This window comes from Shinella sp. OV683 (assembly GCF_057787725.1).
In genome coordinates this window covers 157,303-176,169 of the sequence record NZ_JBYMED010000002.1, presented here as the reverse complement: position 1 = coordinate 176,169, position 18,867 = coordinate 157,303, and the positions used below count along the sequence as shown (strand labels likewise).

Sequence of the window (18,867 nt, the reverse complement as noted above, 5' to 3'; positions counted from 1 at the left end):
CATGTTTCTGACGCGTATCTCCGTGACGCATCCTGTCTTCACCACCATGATGATGGTGGCGCTGCTGGTGATGGGCATCTTCTCCTTCCAACGGCTGGGACTCGATCAGTATCCCAATGTCGACGTCCCGATTGTCGTGGTGTTAACGACCTATCCGGGTGCCACGCCGGAGACTGTCGAGACCGAAGTCACCCGCCCGGTCGAGGACGCATTGAATGCGATCAGTGGGCTCGATGAGATAACGTCCACATCCTATGAAGGGCGTTCAGTTGTCACGGCCAAGTTCAAGCTTGAAGTCCAGGGCGCGGTCGCCGCACAGGACGTGCGAGACAAAATTGCTGCCATCGAAGCCGGCTTCCCCGACGATGTCGATAAGCCGATCGTATCGCGGTTCAATCCCTCCGATCAGCCCATTCTTTCTGTCGCTATCAGTTCAGCGTCGCTGGACGTCCCCGCCCTGACAACGATTGCCGATCAGCGCGTCGTTCGGCAATTGACCACGATCTCCGGGGTCGGACAGGCTACGCTGGTGGGCGGCCGGAAACGCCAGATCGACATCGACATTGACGATACGCGCATGCGGGCCCTCGGCGTGGGCATCAACGAAGTCATAAACGTCCTACGCACCGGCAACCAGAACAGCCCGGCCGGAAGCGTGATCACCACCTTCTCTGAGCGCACAATCCAAGTGCAGGGCCGAATCGAGCAGCCAGAAGACTTGCTCGACATGATTGTCGCACAGCGCGGCGGCGGGCCTATCTATCTCCGCGACATCGCGACTGTTTCTGACGGCGCAGCCGATGCCGAAAGCCTCGCGATTTACAATGGCGAAACCGCACTTGCTATCGATATCGTCAAGGTACAGGACGCCAACACCGTGCAGGTGGTCGCGGATGTTCAAAAGCGGATGGGGCAGCTCAATGCCGAACTGGCCTCGCAAAATGTCCAGTTGCGCATCGTCACCGATGCCTCTACGGCCATCGAGGAGTCGGTCAGCCAGGTGCAGGCCACGCTGATCGAGGGTGCCGCACTCGCCGTCGCCATCGTTTTCCTGTTTCTCAATTCCTGGCGCAGCACCGTCATCACCGGCCTGACGCTGCCGATCGCCATGCTCGGTACACTCGCGGTTATCAGTTTCCTCGGCTTCACGCTCAACACAATGAGCCTGCTGGCGCTGACGCTGTCGATCGGCATTCTCGTGGACGATGCGATCGTCGTGCGCGAGAACATCACGCGTCACCTTCACATGGGCAAGTCGCATCTGAGGGCTACCCTCGACGGCACGAACGAGATCGGGCTTGCGGTGATTGCCACGACGGCAACCATCATCGCGGTTTTCCTGCCCGTTGCCTTCATGCAAGGAATTGTCGGTCGCTTCTTCTATGAGTTTGGCGTCACCGTCTCGGCCGCGGTGCTGATTTCCCTCTTTGTCGCCTTTACCCTTGACCCGATGCTTTCGAGTATCTGGTACGATCCGGATGCACATCCGCACGCGAAGCGAGGACCGATCGGGCGACTGATTGCCCGCTTCGATCATGGCTTTGAGGCGCTTGCGGACCAATATCGTCGTGTGATTGCCTGGACGCTGCGCCACCGACTTGTGACGCTGCTTGCCACGGTCGGCATCTTCATTAGCAGCCTGTTCATGGTGCCACTGGTTGGCGCGGAGTTCGTCCCGAACGCTGACGAGGGCCGTTTCCAGGTCAACGTGACCACGCCTGTCGGCTCGTCACTCGACTATACGGCCACGAAAGTCCGGCAGGTCGAAAACGCGCTACGGGAGTTTCCTGAGGTGGAGACGATTTATTCGACAATCAACACAAGCATCACCGTCGGAAAGCACCGCGCTGCCGTTCTGGTCAGGCTGGTGCCGATCGATCGGCGCAAACGAACACCGGTCATGCTCGCCAATCCCATCCGCGAGCGGCTTTCCGTTATCCCTGGCATCGAGATTGCTATCGTACAGGAAGGACTTGGCGGGGGCGACAGCCCGATCCAGTTGAGCGTTCTTGGTGACGACCGCACCGTAATTCAAAAAATTGCCTCCGATCTTGCAGACGACATGGAGAAGATCTCGGGCATCGTCGATGTCAATTCGAGCGCCAGGGAAGTGACCTCCATCCTTTCGGTGCGCCTGAAGCGTGAGGCGGCAAGCGATCTCGGCGTTTCCAGATCCGATCTTGCCGCCTCACTCTCGCCTCTGGTCGGGGGTGAAGACGTAACCAGTTGGACAGATGCTAGCGGCGAAACCTATGACGTAGTTGTTCGTCTGCCACCTGAACAGCGATCGGACGCGGTTGCGATTGGCGAAGTTATGATATCGACCAGTCGCGTTGACGCGAGCGGCGCGCCAATCATGGTGCGTCTCGATCAGGTGGCGGATATCCGTGCCGTTCCCGCCGCCTCGGAAATCCGCCGCTTCGATATGCAGCGCGAGGTAATGGTTTCGGCCGATGTCTCGGGCCGCACGCTGGGTGACGTGACCAGCCAGTTGCAAACGCTGATCGCGAAACGCGATCTGCCCGACGGCTATCGTATCCGCTTCGGTGGCGAATCTAAAAATATGCAAGAGACTATGGGTCACATGGTGACGGCTCTCGCCATGGCCGTGATCTTCATCTACATCGTCCTTGCCTCGCAGTTCGGCAGTTTCGCTCAGCCGTTGGCTATCATGGCGGCGCTGCCGCTGTCGCTGGTCGGTGTCCTTCTCGGCCTCATGGTTGCCGGCAGCACGATCAACATGTTCTCGCTGATCGGCTTCATTATGCTGATGGGTCTGGTTACAAAGAACGGCATCCTACTGGTCGACTTTGCCAACAAGGAGCGACAGCGTGGTCTGACGCTTAACGAGGCGCTGATCAGCGCGGGGGCCATCCGCTTCCGGCCAATCGTCATGACGACGTTGGCGATGATCTTTGGCATGATCCCCCTCGGTATGGCGGTCGGAGGCGGTGGTGCGCAGCGCGCGCCAATGGCCCATGCGGTGATCGGAGGCCTTATCAGTTCAACGATCCTGACCCTGATCGTGGTGCCAATGATCCTGTCCTACATCGACAGCATCACCCGGCGCCTGGCTCGATTCATGCCGAAGGCACCCGACGATCACGTTGAGGAAGCCGTGCACGCCGAGACGCAGTCAGGTGATGTCAAACTGCGTCCTGGCACCGTCTCATCCTGATCCGCCGAGATCATCGCATAAGAGCAGACGAACACGAAAGCGCGTGAGACGCGTCGCTCGAAGCAGTAAGCTTCATCGCGGTGGCGGCGTTTTGGCGACAGACCACCGCTTTTTCTTGGTTGCGGCTACCCATTGCGAGTGGAGCTGTCATTGTTTGATTAGAGAAGAGTTCGCGAAAAGCAACTGCTTGTCGTGTCGTTGTGGCAGTTCAAGGCACAATGGAATCAGCATCGTCCCTGGAATGATGCTCTATTTGCCGTTTTCCTGCTTCGGGCGGTCCAGAGCCCGTGGAGATGAACCGCAAGACAAGTCGGCTCAATCAGCGGTATAATTGACCGCTTCCCGCAACAGTTCGCATTTGTGGTGTAATCCTCGGTCCCGAAGATGCATTCATTGCGTCGATTGAGGCAACGATGGGAGGAGTGATGTGCGTGAGATCGGGGCTGTTGTAGTCGCTTGGGTCGACCGGTCTGTCACTCGCGATCCAGCCTTTCAAGGCGCCGGTGCTGTTCCCATGCTTCTTGTCGCGGCATGATCGCACTTCGCCCAAGGTATCCCGGCAGTCCTCCTCATTTCAACAGAAGGATGATCAACGGCCCGGAAAGAAGGGCGGCTAGGACAAAGATGGACCGGAGACTAACGGCGAGAAATCTAAAAGCTGATCGACGAGAACTCATTGTACTCTACCTTAAAGTTTCGGTCAGGCGAATCTATGCGCTTTGCATTGCAGCCGCATTACGCCTTTCGACCCTTGCCTCGCTAAAATGTTGGGGTCTGCTTCACATTCGTGAATATGTAATCGTACCGGATCCCTGCCAGATGCCGATGCCACCGCGTTGGTCAGCACCATATTGAGGTCGTTGATCGAGGTGAGGGCGGGTCGAGTTTCCCGTCCAGCTAGAGCGCTGCTTTCACTCCGGCCCCCCGATTCTCAGATGAATCCATCGTCAGTCAAATAATTCGATGCCCGTAATGCTGCCGCAATTCTCCAACGGCAACGTCCCTTCTGATGGCTCTTGTTATCCTGCTCCCAAAAATGAAAGGTGTTTTCCATGGCGATCGTAACGGCGAAATACTCATTCTCCTTCGATGCGATGAACTTCTTGTCACTGCCGTTCGCGGACAAATATACAACCCAATCAGATCTCTATGTTGTGGATTTCGGAGATTCGGAGGTCCGTCTTACTGGCAGCAACTTGAGGTACGATTCCGCCGGAATGCTGAAGAGCGGATCAGTGACCGGGTATCAGGTCGCCTCGGACGAGGATGGAACCGTCCTCACGATCACCGGTCTGTCAATCTCGGCCTCGAAGATCGCCGATGCAGCCGCAACCGTGACGAATCTCCATGACGACCGCGCCGTCATTAAGCAGTTCTTCGCTGGTGCAGATCAGATAGCGGGCTCGCGATATGTTGACCAACTAAATGGCTTTGCTGGAAACGACGTCATTAATGGCGGCCTGGGGCGCGACATTCTCACAGGCGGTGCCGGTGCGGACATCTTCGTTTTCACAAAAGGGTCTGGGGCCGATGTGATTACGGATTTCAACGCGAACAATTCCTCCGCGTCGCATGATCTGATCGATCTCAGCGTCTATCAAGGCATAGACGACTTTTCCGATCTCTCCGTGCACAAAGCAGCCGGGGATGTCGTTCTTGATCTGGGGGCGGACAGGATAATATTGAACGACGTGAAGGTCGCTTCGATTGACGCTGGCGATTTCTCGTTTTGATCGCGGGGTTTGCGGCGTCGGCTGGCAGTCGCCCGGGTAAATCGGGCGGCTACAAAGTCAGGCGGCACAATTCTTATCATCAGCTCTCAGAAGACCAAACTATTGTCCGCTCTCCTGTCGACTCCGCTCCTCAGTTCCACACATGAGAGAAATATCAGTTGAATGACATCTCAAAATTTGCTGCGGATCCGCAGTATGTAGATATTGCCGCGGGATGGCTGAAGGCTCTCGCAAATGCCCGGCGCCGGGCGACGCTTCAAGCACTCCTCGGACGGGAACTGCATGTCAATGCACTGGCGGCGACAATCGGAATGAGCCAATCTGCATTGTCACAGCATCTTGCCGTTCTTCGCACTGCGCAAATCGTCAGGAGACGACGTGACGCTCAGACGATCTACTACTCGCTCAATGAGCCGTTGGCGTCCTCGTTGCTCAAGCTGGTTCAGGATGTGATGGACCTCCACCCCTAAGCACAGAGCGTTGTGGCGGGCATCGCATATCTTCCTGTTCACAGCCTGCATCGGGATATCATCGATGGGTTTGCTTGCCGTGATGTCGGGCCGGGAAACGTTGAAGCAGCCCATCAATTTCGTCTATCCGTCCCGGCATCTGCCAAGCCGGGTCAGGGCGCCGATGGGCGAGATCGCGGCAAGGCTTCATGGCCTTGGCTGGGCCACGCAGATCAATGGGCCTGGACGCTTGCGTTGCTGCATTCCGAATGAGTTAAACGTGCTTTTCTAGCCGACTCAGCCAATCGCTTGGCGCCAGTCTGCAACTTGCGCCAAGCCTGTTCCGCTATGCTTACTTCAATCGGGCAGCAGCGTCGCTGAGAAGAGACATGTCAATGATCTGTTCTCGTTTCGGTGCGACGCGACCGGTCAGCTTGGCCAGTTCATACATCTTTTCGAACTGAGCATCCGCGATCTGGAACCGCTCCTGTCCGCCTGGCGCGAAGGTCAGCTTTGATTGCAGACGATCTTTTTTCTTTTCCAGATCGAATCGAAGCCCAAAGTCCTGGCCGAAAGTGTCGACGATGTACTTGATGTCGAAATCCGGGTTGGCATCGTGTGCCTTCCAGCTGCGAAGCAGTACTTCCAGATAGTCGACGATCTGTTCGCGCTTGCTGGTAAGGTAAGAGCGTTGCACCACCATGAGCGTTTCAGGAATGTTGTATCCCAGATCTTCGAAGGTTGCGAGAATGAAGTCCTTTTCCGGGGTCATTCCCATCCCTTCGAGCTCGAGAGGCTGGTTGGTGACGAAGCAGAGATATCCGTCGCCGTCGCCGGCGAAAAGCGGATCAGCAGAGAAGCCGGTCGGGATGACCTTGTAATCGGGTTTGAGCCCCGCGAACGCAAGCATGCCATCGAAAATGACGCTGAGGCTGGGGTCCTGAATCATCATGGTCTTGCCGTTGATATCCGCCGCTTTTCGGATCGGCTTGGAGGGCAGCGATAGAATGCCGCCCGGACTCTGCGGGAACTCCGCGCCGATGATGACAAAGTCGTTGCTCTTGGCGATTGCGTCTAGCGTCGACAGCCAGGTGGCTGCTGCGATATCGGCCTTGCCGGCGGAGAGCAGCACGAGAGGTACGGGCGCGTTCGGACCGCCCGGTGTGAAATCAACCGCCAATTGCTTGGCGGTAAACGCGCCTGTCCGCACGCCCGAGAAAAAGCCGGCATACTGGCTGCTCGGTATCCAGTCGAACGCGACCTGTATGTGCCTCGCTTGCTGCGCGCGGGTTAATTTCGAGTTTGAGAGAAAGGCAATCGTTGCCGCGCCGAGTCCCATGAATGTGCGTCGGTGAATGCGATAATTCCCCATTTCGTGGTTCCTTGCCTAAAATAAGTGCAAATAGAAAAATGCCTAAATACGACCATCGCAGATCGCAAAATTTTGTCAATTAATTAATTATAAAATTATATATTAAATAAATAGATAAACTATATCAAATAGTTGAATTACAAAAATGGAAAAAGAAATTCGGTGCTTGATTATTTTTCAAACGATGACAGTTTGGTGCACTTACGAGGACTCCAGCACTCGATGAGCGGCTTTTCCCGAATCTGGGCGCTGGATTCCAATTCAATATGATTGGGCGGGACTAGAATGGATAATCCATCCAAGATGAAGATTGCGGTGCTGTGCAACACCGGACCACATGGCTGGTTGAAATCGGACGGCGTTGGGGAGGGCGATCTTGACTTCGGGCTTTATCGACGCCTGGCGGAGACCGCCGAGCGTGGTGTTCTCGATATTCTGTTCCTGGCTGATGGCGTGGGTCTCAAGACACTTGGCCTCAACGAAAGCGACCAGGAAATGATGGGCAATGGCGTCTATTTCGAGCCCACGACGCTTCTCGGCGCGTTGAGCCAGGTCTCCAGTCAGATCGGACTCGTCAGTACGATTTCCACCACCTATTCGCATCCTTACCATATTGCGCGTCAGATTGGGTCACTCGACTTTCTCACGCAGGGGCGCGCGGGATGGAATGTCGTGACATCGGGATCGCTGGAGGAGGCGCTGAATTTCGGCTATCGCGAACAGGTGGATGCGCCCGCCCGCTATCGCCGGGCGAACGAAGCCGTCGATGTCGTGTTTGCCCTGTGGGACAGTTTTGAAGACGATGCATTTGTGCGTGACAAGGCCAGCAAGCGCTATGTCGATTATGGCAAGATGCATGCGCCCGACCACGATGGAGAATTTTTCCGAGTCAAGGGGCCGCTTAACATGCCGCGGCCGCCGCAGGGGCGCCCACTCATTTCGCAGGCAGGAACATCGAAGGCCGGACACGAGATGGCGGCGCGCACTGCTGATGTAATGTATGCCAAATACAGCACGTTGGAAGGCGGTCGTTCGTTCCGATCGATGATGAATTCGGCTCTGGCGGTTCACGGCCGTCGGCCTGAAGAGCTTGCCATTCTTCCAGGCTTCTTTCCGATCATCGGAGGAACGGAAGAAGAAGCCAGACGAAAATATATGGAGATCGGCCAGTATCTGGACGACGAGGCCGGGCTTGGCCTCATCCGTGGCTTCTGGGATATCGATCTCAGCGGCCATGATCTTGACGCGCCGCTTGCGGACGTGCCGGCGATCAATGCGTTCGTGCATGGTGAGCAGGTGGAACTCACCCGCAACGGCCGGCGGATGTCGATCCGCGAGGCGTTCCACTGGCTTGCCAGCGCCTACGGACATCTATCCGTCATCGGCACACCGGAAATGGTTGCCGACGAAATGGAGCGATGGTTCCTGGAAGGCGGAGCGGATGGCTTCAATCTTTTTCTTCATTCCCTTCCGGGCAGCCTTGATGACTTCGTCAACGAAGTGGTGCCCATCCTTCAGAAAAGAGGGCTGATGAACACGGCATATCCTGAGGGCACGCTGCGCCAGCGCATGGGGCTTGGCGTTCCGAACAACAGATATGCACGATAGGAACAAATGGCGCGCGACGTTGAAGTGTACTCGCCGCGCCTCCAGTAGTGCCCGGGGTACCTGCTCTACTAACGCGCTGGGTTGGTTAGGCAAAGGATAATCATGGAACTGAAAATCGACATGCCTGCAACAGGCGCATCCTGCGCCCATGTGATCGATGTGGATCACGTGTCCGTTGAATTCGCACTCGACAATGGTGCCGTCGTCAAGGCTGTCGACGACGTAACGTTCAAGGTCGCCGACGGCGAATTCGTGGCAATCATCGGTCCATCCGGCTGCGGCAAAAGCACCCTGCTGCGTATGGTGGCGTCCCTGCAATCGCCGACGCTCGGTCGGGTGGCGGTCAATGGTCGCGATCCGTTGGAGATGTCGAAGTCGCACAGGCTCGGTGTCGCGTTCCAGGATCATGCCCTGCTGCCGTGGCTCACTGTCAGCAGGAACATGGCCGTTCCGTTCAAGGCGGCCGGTCGGTCCGTCGATGTCGATCGGGTGCAGGCGTTACTGTCGCTGGTTGGATTGAGCCAGTTCTCCGATGCACGCCCCAGCCAGTTGTCGGGCGGCATGCGGCAGCGCGTGTCGATCGCACGCGCCTTGGTGCTCCAGCCAGCCGTCCTATTGCTCGATGAACCCTTCGGTGCCCTGGATGCTGTCACGCGCCGGCAGATGAACATGGAGCTCCAGCGAATATGGAGCGAGGAAAAGATCACCACGATGCTGGTCACGCATGGTGTCGAAGAAGCGCTTCTGCTTGCTGACCGCGTCATCGTCATGGGGGGGAGGCCCGGAAAGATCGCAGAGATCATCGACGTGCCTTTTGCGCGCCCGCGACTGCCGGAGATCCAGCGTAGCGCAGAATTTCACCGGCTGGCCGACGCGCTCACCGCCGCGCTCGAACCTGAGAGCATCTAATGTCGAAGCAGGAGCGAGTTCAGAATTTCGTCCTCGGCGCTCTCGGTATCCTGATATTCGTCGGGCTCTGGGAGGTCGCAGGGCGGTTGCGATGGCTTGGCATGACGCTGCCGCCTTTCTCCGCCATTATCGTCTTCATTTGCGGGCCACAACGAACGGCGATGTTGTCACGGGCAATCGGAGCCACGGCGCTGATGGTCGCCCTGGGCTACTTCATTGGCGCGGCGGCAGGCATCGGAACAGCGCTTCTCGTTCATTTCTTTCAAAAGCTGAAGCCTGGTCTGGATCGTTTTGCAAGTCTCGTTCACAGTATGCCGACGATTGCGCTTGCGCCGATTTTCATCGTGCTGGCCAGCCGGGATTATACCGGCGTCGCACTGGCGGGCATGAGTGTCTTCTTCATCACCTATGTCGCTATGGCCTCCGGGCTGGCGGAAACCTCCAGGACGGGCCGCGACCTATTTCAGGTCTTCGGTGCGCCGTTGGGAACACGCTTCATCCATCTCGAACTGCCAAGCGCCTTGCCGGCGCTCGCCTCAGGCTTGACCCATGCCGTACCGATGGCATTCATCGGTGAAATACTTGGTGAATGGTTCGGTGCGTCTCGCGGCATCGGGCTGCTCATGGTGACTGCGATGCAAAACTTCCAGATTACTCTGCTTTGGTCAACAGTCGTGATCACGTCCCTTGTGTCTCTGGTCGCTTATGGTTTGATGACGCAGATCGAGCGGTTCTTGCAGGGGCGCTTTCGATGACGTCGATCAAACATCTTCTCAGCTACTACTGGCCAATCCTGCTGGTCCTGCTCTTATGGAAGCTTGGCGTCTCGTTGTTCGGCCTGAATGCTATGATCCTGCCACGGCCGGCTAGTGTCGTGATGGACGTGGTCCTAAATCCGTCGGTCTATCTTGAAAACGGCGCCTTCACTCTAATGGTCGCGGTATCGGGCCTCTTTCTCGGCATGGCGATCGGAACTTGCTTGGCCATTGTGATCAGCCATTCTCGTGTCCTGAGCGGATTGCTGACCCCGGTCAGCGTGATCTTCGCATCGATTCCGGTGGTGACGATCATTCCTCTTCTCGCGCGCATATTCGGCTACGACCTGAAGACGGTGCTTGTCATCGTTGCGGTCATCTCGTTCTTTCCGGCTCTGGTCTTCACGAGTTCAGGTCTTCGCGCATGTTCGCGCGGCCACGACGAGCTCTTCAGTGTCCTGGGCGCCTCGTATCTAACGCGCCTGCGACACCTCTATCTGCCGGCAGCGGTGCCGAATTGGATGATTGCGCTAAGGCTGACGGCGCCTTCGGCGTTTCTGTCCGCAATGGTGGCCGAGTATCTGATCGGCAAGAGCGGGTTTGGATTCATGTTCAGGCAGGCGGCGACCACTTTTGATACCGACAGGGCATTTGGTGCCAGCCTTGTCGCCACTGCGATTTCCATTGCGACATTCGGATTGACGCAGAAGCTACAAACAAGGGTTCTGCAACGATGGAAGTAACGGCCATATCGTCGTCGCATCCAGTTGACCGCGCTGGAGCGGCGGCATAACAACCTCAGCGAATGGGGCATCGGGGATATCTATTTGGCAAAAAAGCGATCTGCGAACCTGCGCGTCCGGGAAGAACTCAAGCATCTTGTCGAAACACATGACGTCGTCGGCTATATCGACCGCGCCATGATAGAGGCGCATCAGCGTCTGGACGGCCTCGATGATCTCTCCAATCGCCTCGCCCTGATGATATTCAGAGTTGGCGGTTTGATCACCTATGATCATGAATCGAAGGTCCAGCGCCCCGCCGGACTAAGCCATGCAGGCTTTCATCTGCTGTGGGTTGTGTGGCTCACAGGGCCGATCGAAGGCTCTTTCGTTGCAACCCTGATGGGTGCCAGTCGCGCCAATGTATCAGGTGTTTCCAATACCTTGGAAAAAGAAGGGCTCCTGGCGAAGATACCGTCGGCGCATGATGGTCGCTCGTCACTGCTGACGTTGACTCCGCTTGGTACTCGGACATTCGAAGACACCTGGCTCAAGATAGGAGAGCGCGGCAAGGCCATGCTCGAAGGCTTCTCCGAGGACGAAATTCACGTCATGCTGAACCTGCTGGGGCGGCTTGCAAAAGCGGTCGCATCAGATGTCTCCGAATAGAAGTGCTCGATCCAGTATTGCATGAATCTGCTGCTTTCAGTCGACAGGCGCACTTGGATGTAGTCTCGTCTCAGGTGTGCTCGACGTTCATGCCAGGCACAGACGAAAGAAGCTTGCGCGCACAGGCTGCTGTGGCGAGCCGAAAATATCCTCTGTCGCGCCTTTCTCGACAATCTGCCCCTTCTCCTGCACGACATGGTCGTCGCCCAGATAGAGATCGTGTGTTGCTGCAGCTTTTTCTGAGGCATTGGCCGCTGATGTAAATCAATTTCATATTCAATGCTGAGTGCCGTGATCCAAGCAAATGAAGTAACGCAATCTCAGTTGTATCACACTGCGCTAAACCCTGAAAATGCTGGCTGTCCAGGCAGCCATACAGGCACTTGAACGCCTACCAAAAAAGCTCCAAGTTTTGCACTGTGCAAAAAGGATTGCACAAAACAAAAAAACATGTAGCTTACCGGTGTCTGTTTGGAGGATGCGGGCACCTCAATAAATGCGACCAAGGGTTCGTAAATGGGCTGAACGATTCTTCAGGCAAAGGTACTCGGTGCGGATTGCCAAATTTGATTCTGGGAGGAAAAATTGGACACACATCTCTATATCGATAATGAAGAACGCGCCTCTGATACCGGTGCAACGTTCGAGCGGCGTAGCCCAGCATCTGACGCCGTTGTTACGCGCGGCGCTGCTGCCAGTGTCGCCGACGCTGTCGCCGCTGCCGAATCCGCCCAACAGGCGTTCACGGAATGGTCCAAGAGCGGTCCTAGCCAAAGACGCATGCTTCTGCTCAAGGCCGCCGATGAAATCGAAGCGCGCGCTGACGATTTCGTGAACGCCATGAAGCAGGAGGTCGGAGCTAACGAATTGTGGGCGCGCTTCAATGTGATGCTTGCTGCAAATCTCTTCCGTGAAGCCGCAGGTCTGGCAACGCAGCTTCAGGGAGAAACAATTCCGACCGACAAGCCTGGCACTCTTTCGATGACCATCAGGCAGCCCGTTGGGGTGATTCTCAGCATCGTGCCTTGGAACGGGCCGGTCGTGCTGGCCGCGCGCGCGATCGCATACCCACTGGTTTGCGGAAACACCGTGGTTTTCCGCGCTTCTGAAACGAGCCCGCGCACACACGAAGTCATGGTGCAAGCCGTCCATGCTGCCGGTTTCCCGCCTGGGACGCTCAACTTCATCACCAACGATCCTCAGGATGCTGCGGACGTGGTCGATGCGCTTATTGCACATCCGGCCGTTCGCCGTATCAACTTTACTGGTTCGACAAGCGTCGGGCGCATCATCGCCGAAAAATCGGCACGTCAGCTCAAGCGCTGCATTCTTGAGCTTGGTGACAAGTCTCCGCTTGTTGTGCTCGATGATGCAAATGTCGATGATGCCGTCGCAGCCGGAATCTTCGGCGCATTTCTATACCAGGGCCAGATCTGCATGAGTACAGAACGGATTATCGTCGATGAGAAGATCGCCGACGAATACGTCGCCAAGTTTGCTGCGCGCGCCAAGACCCTGCCCACTGGAGATCCGACCGCGCAGGCGGCCTGCGTCCTGGGCCCGGTAATCAGTAAAGGTGCAGCGGCACGTCTCACCGGTCTTCTCGACGATGCGGTTGCGAAAGGCGCCTCCGTCGTCGCCGGCGGGAGAGTTTCCGGCACAATGATGCCTGCCACCGTGCTTGACGGTGTCACGTCCTCCATGCGGATCTACGGCGAGGAAACTTTTGGTCCGATCCTTTCGATCATAAGGGCCAAAGATACCGAGGATGCCGTGCGCATCGCCAATGATACGGAGTTCGGTCTTTCCGCCGGAGTCTTTGGTCGCGATATTACACGGGCAATCGACGTCGCGCGCAGGATTGATACCGGGTCGGTGCATATCAACGGCTCTACGGTGCAAAACGAGGCGCAGGCTCCCTATGGCGGTACCAAATCCAGTGGCTTCGGACGGTTCGACGGTCGCGCGGTCATTGATGAGTTCACCGAATTGAAGTGGTTGACCATCGAAAACAGCGGGCAGGGGTATCCTTTCTAACCGAAATTGGCCCGCGTGAGACTGTTCCGCGGGCCAATTTTTTTGTCAAAAATTGCAGATTTGTCGTGACGCGGCGCAAAATGCACCACGCCGGCGATCGTGTCCGTGCGCGCCTCGCGTCACGCCGATCTAAATTCCATGCCTGTTTTGCCGAAAGCCGGCGACAGAACTTGGGTGGCCAAATGGGAGGAAATCAATGGCTATGAATACGGATAGGAAGCTTAATAGGCTTGAGCATTCATTCATCACCGGCCAGATCAATCGGCGGACTTTCATTCGGGGAGCGCTTGCAACGGGGGCGCTTGCCCTGACGTCAATCCAGGCTCTCGCGGACGAACTGGACGTCATCCGGCAAAATCAGGACAAGCGGAGATCATCTCTTGCCAAGGCTTATGATTATATTGTCGTGGGTGCTGGCAGCAGCGGATGTTCTCTTGTCAATGCGCTGGCCAAGAATGGCTCGGCTCGGGTCCTCATCATCGAGGCTGGCGATTGGGATACGGCTCCATCGGTGCAGGATCCCCGCGTATGGTTCACCAATCTGGGAACGGAACGGGACTGGGGCGACGTTTCCATCCCCAGTGCCGGGGTCAACAACCGCGCCATTCCCGAACATACCGGTCGTGTTGTCGGTGGCGGCAGCAGCATCAATGCGGCGATATGGGCGCGGCCCTTCAAGGCGGACCTCGATCACTGGGCTGCCGAGAGCGGCGACGGGCAATGGGGCTATGAACACGGTCTCGAGATCTTCAAAAGCGTAGAGAACTGGCAGGGCAAGCCGAATGCCAAATATCGTGGGACCAATGGTCCCGTCTGGGTTCAGCCAGCGGCAGATCCACTGCCGCTTGCGACCAAGGTGCTCGATGCCTGCCGCGAGGTCGGCCTGCCGGTCGTGGAAGATCTGAACGGAGAGCGTGAAGAGACCGGCAATGGGTTCGGTTACATGAACCAGATCATCAAGGATGGGCGACGCTACAATATGGCCCACGCATTCCTGTATCCCGTTCTGGGCCGGGACAACGTCACTCTGCTGGTCAACACACAAGTGAACCGCATTGTGCTTGAGGGTGATCGCGCTGTGGCAGTCGAATGCCTTCACAATGGCGAGACGCTGACAATTGGCGCCGAACGTGAGATCATTCTGTCGAGCGGGGGATTTAACACGCCGAAGCTTCTGATGCTCAGCGGTATCGGCGACGAGAGTGATCTCAGGGCGGTTGACATCAAAACATTGGTCAACGTGACGGAGGTCGGCAAGAACCTGCAGGATCACATCTTGCATGGCGGATGTCTGTTCGAGGCACCGGCGGCCTTTGAGTATAAGAACAGTGCGGCCAATGTTTCCGGCTACTTCAAGACCGACTCTTCGCTCGAACTGCCCGATGTCAGCATTGTGCAGATCGAAATCCCCTATGCCAGCGATGTCGTAGGCAAAAAATACGCACCACCACCGACAAGCTGGGCGTTGTGTGCAGGCCTTGTCGCGCCAAAGAGCCGTGGCTCGATGAAGCTGAAGTCAAGCAATCCCGATGATCGCCCGATCGTCGACATGCAATTTCTCAGCCATCCGGACGATGTCAAGGCTCTTTCTCACAGTATCGAGCTTGCCCGCTCGATTGGAAACTCGGCCGCGATGAAAGAGTTCGTGGTTCGCGAAGTCGCTCCAGGCAAGAAGCTTGAAGGCGATGAACTCGTGAACTTCGTACGAGACGGGGCCACGACCTACTTCCACGCCTCCGGCGCCTGCCGCATGGGGAAAGACGACAAGGCCGTGGTTGACGCTAACCTTCGGGTCAACGGCGTCCGCAACCTGCGCATTGCCGACAGCACCATTATGCCCCGAATTGTTGCCGTTCCGACCATGCCGGCATGTGTTCATATCGGGCAGCGAATGGCTGAAATCCTCGCGAGTTGAAGAGAGTTGGGCCGCACCGTCGTCCGATGGCGGTGCGGCTCATTCATTTTTATGGCTGCCGCAAATAGTCCCGATGGACGGTCCTAGATTTATCGACCACAGAACAAGTTAGCGACGGTTTGTATGGTCAATTTCGAAGAGCGCTTCATGAAGTTCAAATGAAAGTCATCACAACCAAGTTACTTCTGTTTGGATCGTTCCGCCCAGACCCAGAAAAGCGCTGCGAGTATGCCGGACAACATTCCAATCCAAATCCAAGCAAAATCCATTTTCTCTCTCCACAGATCAAGAGCGGTGAAAAATGACCAACGGGCTCTGGTTACTCTGAACCACGACATTTTCAAGAATGATTGACTCCTGGAGTTACAAAGATCCACCAGGCAAATCACTTATTTGGCTAGCTATAGCCGCCGATCTTGGGACTTACGATTTTGCGATGGAGAAACGATTGCTGGTGCTCCGCCTGCACTATTTAAACACGTCTGGCACATCTGATTTCCTACCTCCGGCATTCAGTTCGATCGACGCACGCCAGAGGGCCTGTGCCCTCACCAGAGGGCTGTCCTCGATACGCAGTTCGGAACCACGGGTGTCTCGCAAAGTGACGGCCCAACCATCATCCAAGAGGTCGCGCCATTCGACATTCAGATGGACTTCGGTATGCGCAAAAAGGTTTCTCAGCGCCTGCGGCGGCAGCGTCGCGGCCAACACTATGTCATCTTCGTCAACCACCAACTTGAAATCTGGTGGCAACATTGTCTCAAGTCCAGCGCGGCAAACTGCAATACTTTGTGCCAGCAATCTCGCTTGTAGGCTGATCGAGGCTATAAACCACCGGCGGTTGAATCCATTGACCGCCGATGGTTCATTGAGTGCTGCATCGTCGAGATTGGCCAGCAGGCGCGCAAAATAAGCCGTCCCTCGCCGCGCTAGGTCAAGCGCGACTGCGGGAGCTGCCGGGGCGTCATAGCGCGCGCCCGGGCCTTGTCGCGAACGAAGCGCAGCACGCGCATCGCTGTCGCTATTACTCACCGATCGTCTCCCTCCACAAGGGTGCGGGCGAAATTGAGACGCTCCATGATGGGTGCATCGGAGAAGCGGAAGAGATCGAACTGGTTTTCTGCGCGCAGCGACCACTTCACCCAGGATGGGATGACGAAGATATCGCCGATGTCGAGCGCATGTTCCCTTTCATCGATCACCACACTGCCGCGACCTTCGAACACCTGAAAAACCGAGGAGCCGACCTCGCGTCGGGCAGGGGTCTCGGTCCCACCACGAAGCCGGTGAAATTCGCAACGGATAGTGGACATGACGTCACCTCCGGTAGTCGGATTTACGTACCGAACAGCGGCGTGACCCTGTTCCATAGTCGCAGGCTGGCCTTCTTCTTCGAGCAGAAGCTGTTCCTTTAGCGCCTGGTCCGTGTGTTCCCAGCGATAGGCCCCAATAGGGGAGCTTGCGGTGTTCTGAAGACCCGACAACGGGCGCAGCCCCGGGTGGCCCCAGAGCCTTTCGGAGCGGGAAAAGCGAGGTGTCGCGTAATCCGTGACTCGGTCGGCTCCGAATTCGAAAAAGCCCACGTCATTCTGGTATGAGAACGGAATGTCGAGACCGTCGATCCAGGCCATAGGGTGGTCGGTGTCATTATGATGGCCGTGGAAGAACCAGCCCGGTGTAAGAAGGAGATCGCCTCGGCTCATCCGCACCGGATCGCCGTTGACAACAGTCCAGACTCCTTCACCCTCTACGACGAAGCGAAATGCGTTCTGGGCGTGACGATGCTCCGGCGCCGTTTCGCGTGGCCCGAGATATTGGATTGCACACCACAGGGTCGGGCTAATGTAGGCGTTTCCATCGAGACCCGGATTTGCGAGGCCCAGCGCGCGGCGCTCGCCACCCCGGCCGACGGGTACCAGATCGCCCGATCTCTTTGCCAGTGGCAAAAGATTAGCCCATTTCCAGACGTAGGGAACAGCGTTGGGCGCCGGATGACGCGGCATAAGATTGCCGATCTGCGTCCACAATGGCTTAATGTGCTCTCGCTCGAAGCCCGCGTACAGTTCGCGCAGTTCAGAAGTGTCGTCAGGCTCCATCGCATGTGCCTTTGGCTGTGGTGCTGCGTTCTCCATTGGATTTCTCCTGTATCCGTTCAGTCGGCGTCAGATGGAATCGGGTTGAAATGGGGGGGCGGCGGTATGAAATGCAGCGATCGCATCAAGCTCATTAAAAATACGCTTGATCGTGGGCCATGACGACAGGTCAATATCGAACCGGCGGTTGTTCCAGACCTGGGAATACAGGCATATGTCCGCAAGCCCCGGCAGCTCTCCCTGGCAGTACCGGCCCGTCGCACGGTCCCTTGCAAGCTGGATCTCCAGTGCGTCGAAAGTAGCTGCCACCCAATGTACGAACCATTGCTTCTGCCGCGCTTCATCGGCACCAAAGTGATCTGCAATATACTGGAGAACGCGAAGATTGTTGAGCGGATGCACTTCGCAGGAAATCATGTATGCCAGCGAACGGACGCGAGCGCGGTCATCTGGATCTGAAGGGAGCAGCGGCGGGGCAGGATGAACCTCGTTGAGCCATTCGATGATCGAGAGCGACTGGGTCATGAAAGAGCCGTCCTCCCGCTCGAGCACCGGCACAAGTCCGGCCGGGTTCATCTGGAGATAGTCAGGCTGGCGCGTATCCCCCCGTCGAAGCACATAAGGAATGTACTCAAAAGGTAGTCCCTTGAGGTTGAGGGCGATGCGTAGCCGCGTTGAGGTCGATGATCGGAAGAAGTTGTGCAGTTTCAACATGTCACGCAGCTCGCGGCCCGATGAAGGTTTTGATTTCGCCGAGCCCCTCGATGGTGACGACGCAGATGTCGCCCGGCAATAATGGGCCAACGCCCGCCGGCGTACCTGTCATGATAAGGTCCCCCGGCTTGAGCGTGAACGAATGCGAGAGGATGGAAATGATTTCCGGGACCGACCAAATGAGTTCCTTCAGATCTGCATCCTGTTTGATCTGCCCGTTGACCGAAAGTGTGATCGCCCCGGTCAGTAGATGCCCGGTTGTTGCGACGGCATGAACCGGCCCAACAACGGCAGAGCGGTCAAACGCCTTTCCTTCGTCCCATGGTCTGCCCTTGTCGCGCGCTTCAAACTGGACATCCCGGCGCGTCAGATCGTTGCCGATCGCGTAACCCCAGACATGTTCGAGTGCAGAGTCGGTTGTCACACAGGTCGCCTCTCTCCCGATGGCGACGACCAGCTCGGCCTCATAGTGGAGATTTTCTGTCTTTGGCGGATATGAGACGGTCTCTCCATCTGCCACGACGGCGTCAGCAGGCTTGGTGAAGAAGAAAGGCGCCTCTCGGTCAGGGTCTTTGCCCATCTCACGGGCATGGGCGGCGTAGTTGCGGCCCACGCAGAAGATCCGACGGACAGGGAAGCGCGTATCGGAACCGTGGATTGCGACCGTTGGCTGCGGCGGGGGCGGGAAAGCAAACGTCATGGAAAATTCCTCA

General features: G+C 56.8%; 17 protein-coding genes. 12 read left to right on the top strand and 5 right to left on the bottom strand.

Annotated elements, in window-relative coordinates:
* Position 1: 1 nt before the first annotated feature.
* The 4 genes from ACXHRN_RS27770 (at position 2) to ACXHRN_RS27755 (ending at position 5,652) form a co-directional block, all read left to right on the top strand.
* Positions 2-3,178 (top strand): efflux RND transporter permease subunit, encoded by a 3,177-nt coding sequence (locus ACXHRN_RS27770; RefSeq protein ID WP_488642064.1) that lies wholly within the window; start codon positions 2-4, stop codon positions 3,176-3,178.
* Positions 3,179-4,230: 1,052 nt separating this feature from the next.
* A complete protein-coding gene (locus tag ACXHRN_RS27765) occupies positions 4,231-4,911 on the top strand; it encodes a calcium-binding protein (RefSeq protein ID WP_488642063.1) in 681 nt (226 codons plus the stop codon).
* A gap of 158 nt (positions 4,912-5,069) precedes the next feature.
* On the top strand, positions 5,070-5,381 hold the full coding sequence (locus ACXHRN_RS27760; protein WP_488642062.1) for an ArsR/SmtB family transcription factor: 312 nt from the start codon (positions 5,070-5,072) through the stop codon (positions 5,379-5,381).
* Positions 5,382-5,445: 64 nt separating this feature from the next.
* On the top strand, positions 5,446-5,652 hold the full coding sequence (locus tag ACXHRN_RS27755) for a hypothetical protein (RefSeq protein ID WP_488642061.1): 207 nt from the start codon (positions 5,446-5,448) through the stop codon (positions 5,650-5,652).
* 60 nt (positions 5,653-5,712) lie between these two features.
* On the opposite strand, the gene ACXHRN_RS27750 is transcribed toward ACXHRN_RS27755, so the two are convergent.
* Positions 5,713-6,732 carry an ABC transporter substrate-binding protein gene (locus ACXHRN_RS27750; RefSeq protein ID WP_488642060.1) on the bottom strand — a complete coding sequence of 340 codons (1,020 nt, stop codon included), beginning with the start codon at positions 6,730-6,732 and terminating at the stop codon, positions 5,713-5,715.
* Between the two features lie 285 nt (positions 6,733-7,017).
* Here ACXHRN_RS27750 and ACXHRN_RS27745 point away from each other — a divergent pair, with 285 nt between their 5' ends.
* The 8 genes from ACXHRN_RS27745 to ACXHRN_RS27710 all read left to right on the top strand — a co-directional run bounded on the left by ACXHRN_RS27745 (position 7,018) and on the right by ACXHRN_RS27710 (position 15,652).
* On the top strand, positions 7,018-8,340 hold the full coding sequence (locus ACXHRN_RS27745) for an NtaA/DmoA family FMN-dependent monooxygenase (protein WP_488642059.1): 1,323 nt from the start codon (positions 7,018-7,020) through the stop codon (positions 8,338-8,340).
* Between the two features lie 102 nt (positions 8,341-8,442).
* On the top strand, positions 8,443-9,249 hold the full coding sequence (locus tag ACXHRN_RS27740) for an ABC transporter ATP-binding protein (RefSeq protein WP_488642058.1): 807 nt from the start codon (positions 8,443-8,445) through the stop codon (positions 9,247-9,249).
* Between the two features lie 101 nt (positions 9,250-9,350).
* Positions 9,351-10,004, top strand: coding sequence for an ABC transporter permease (locus ACXHRN_RS27735; RefSeq protein ID WP_488642057.1), 654 nt, complete (start codon positions 9,351-9,353; stop codon positions 10,002-10,004).
* Entirely contained in the window at positions 10,001-10,747 is a 747-nt protein-coding gene (locus ACXHRN_RS27730; RefSeq protein ID WP_488642056.1) for an ABC transporter permease, read from the top strand. Before ACXHRN_RS27735 ends, ACXHRN_RS27730 begins: the two co-directional genes overlap by 4 nt.
* 24 nt (positions 10,748-10,771) lie before the next feature.
* Positions 10,772-11,395 (top strand): MarR family winged helix-turn-helix transcriptional regulator, encoded by a 624-nt coding sequence (locus ACXHRN_RS27725; protein ID WP_488642055.1) that lies wholly within the window; start codon positions 10,772-10,774, stop codon positions 11,393-11,395.
* 585 nt (positions 11,396-11,980) lie between these two features.
* Entirely contained in the window at positions 11,981-13,432 is a 1,452-nt protein-coding gene (locus ACXHRN_RS27720) for an aldehyde dehydrogenase (RefSeq protein ID WP_488642054.1), read from the top strand.
* A gap of 196 nt (positions 13,433-13,628) precedes the next feature.
* Positions 13,629-15,347: a GMC family oxidoreductase gene (locus ACXHRN_RS27715; RefSeq protein WP_488642053.1), complete on the top strand. Its 1,719-nt coding sequence runs from the start codon at positions 13,629-13,631 to the stop codon at positions 15,345-15,347.
* Positions 15,348-15,505: 158 nt separating this feature from the next.
* A complete protein-coding gene (locus ACXHRN_RS27710; protein ID WP_488642052.1) occupies positions 15,506-15,652 on the top strand; it encodes a hypothetical protein in 147 nt (48 codons plus the stop codon).
* 163 nt (positions 15,653-15,815) lie between these two features.
* Here ACXHRN_RS27710 and ACXHRN_RS27705 read toward each other — a convergent pair whose 3' ends face one another.
* Genes ACXHRN_RS27705 through ACXHRN_RS27690 form a run of 4 tightly spaced genes read right to left on the bottom strand, consistent with a single transcriptional unit; the run spans position 15,816 to position 18,854 of the window.
* The gene (locus tag ACXHRN_RS27705) at positions 15,816-16,379 is read right to left on the bottom strand and encodes a maleylpyruvate isomerase N-terminal domain-containing protein (RefSeq protein ID WP_488642051.1); all 564 of its coding nucleotides are present in this window, start codon (positions 16,377-16,379) and stop codon (positions 15,816-15,818) included.
* Positions 16,376-17,479 carry a cupin domain-containing protein gene (locus ACXHRN_RS27700; RefSeq protein WP_488642050.1) on the bottom strand — a complete coding sequence of 368 codons (1,104 nt, stop codon included), beginning with the start codon at positions 17,477-17,479 and terminating at the stop codon, positions 16,376-16,378. The genes ACXHRN_RS27705 and ACXHRN_RS27700 overlap by 4 nt, the downstream gene beginning before the upstream one ends.
* 30 nt (positions 17,480-17,509) lie before the next feature.
* Complete coding sequence (gene maiA / locus ACXHRN_RS27695) at positions 17,510-18,154, bottom strand: maleylacetoacetate isomerase (RefSeq protein WP_488642049.1); 645 nt, start codon at positions 18,152-18,154, stop codon at positions 17,510-17,512.
* A 1-nt stretch (position 18,155) separates the two neighbouring features.
* Entirely contained in the window at positions 18,156-18,854 is a 699-nt protein-coding gene (locus ACXHRN_RS27690) for a fumarylacetoacetate hydrolase family protein (RefSeq protein ID WP_488642048.1), read from the bottom strand.
* Positions 18,855-18,867: the final 13 nt, after the last annotated feature.

What these genes read in the sequence shown, in the direction of transcription:
- ACXHRN_RS27740 (WP_488642058.1), top strand. Translation starts at nt 8,443, where the DNA reads ATGGAACTGAAAATCGACATGCCTGCAACAGGCGCATCCTGCGCCCAT.
- ACXHRN_RS27715 (WP_488642053.1), top strand. Translation starts at nt 13,629, where the DNA reads ATGGCTATGAATACGGATAGGAAGCTTAATAGGCTTGAGCATTCATTC.
- ACXHRN_RS27745 (WP_488642059.1), top strand. Translation starts at nt 7,018, where the DNA reads ATGGATAATCCATCCAAGATGAAGATTGCGGTGCTGTGCAACACCGGA.
- ACXHRN_RS27730 (WP_488642056.1), top strand. Translation starts at nt 10,001, where the DNA reads ATGACGTCGATCAAACATCTTCTCAGCTACTACTGGCCAATCCTGCTG.
- ACXHRN_RS27755 (WP_488642061.1), top strand. Translation starts at nt 5,446, where the DNA reads ATGGGTTTGCTTGCCGTGATGTCGGGCCGGGAAACGTTGAAGCAGCCC.
- ACXHRN_RS27750 (WP_488642060.1), bottom strand. Translation starts at nt 6,732, where the DNA reads ATGGGGAATTATCGCATTCACCGACGCACATTCATGGGACTCGGCGCG.
- ACXHRN_RS27700 (WP_488642050.1), bottom strand. Translation starts at nt 17,479, where the DNA reads ATGGAGAACGCAGCACCACAGCCAAAGGCACATGCGATGGAGCCTGAC.
- ACXHRN_RS27710 (WP_488642052.1), top strand. Translation starts at nt 15,506, where the DNA reads ATGAAAGTCATCACAACCAAGTTACTTCTGTTTGGATCGTTCCGCCCA.
- maiA (WP_488642049.1), bottom strand. Translation starts at nt 18,154, where the DNA reads ATGTTGAAACTGCACAACTTCTTCCGATCATCGACCTCAACGCGGCTA.
- ACXHRN_RS27735 (WP_488642057.1), top strand. Translation starts at nt 9,351, where the DNA reads ATGACGCTGCCGCCTTTCTCCGCCATTATCGTCTTCATTTGCGGGCCA.
- ACXHRN_RS27770 (WP_488642064.1), top strand. Translation starts at nt 2, where the DNA reads ATGTTTCTGACGCGTATCTCCGTGACGCATCCTGTCTTCACCACCATG.
- ACXHRN_RS27690 (WP_488642048.1), bottom strand. Translation starts at nt 18,854, where the DNA reads ATGACGTTTGCTTTCCCGCCCCCGCCGCAGCCAACGGTCGCAATCCAC.
- ACXHRN_RS27765 (WP_488642063.1), top strand. Translation starts at nt 4,231, where the DNA reads ATGGCGATCGTAACGGCGAAATACTCATTCTCCTTCGATGCGATGAAC.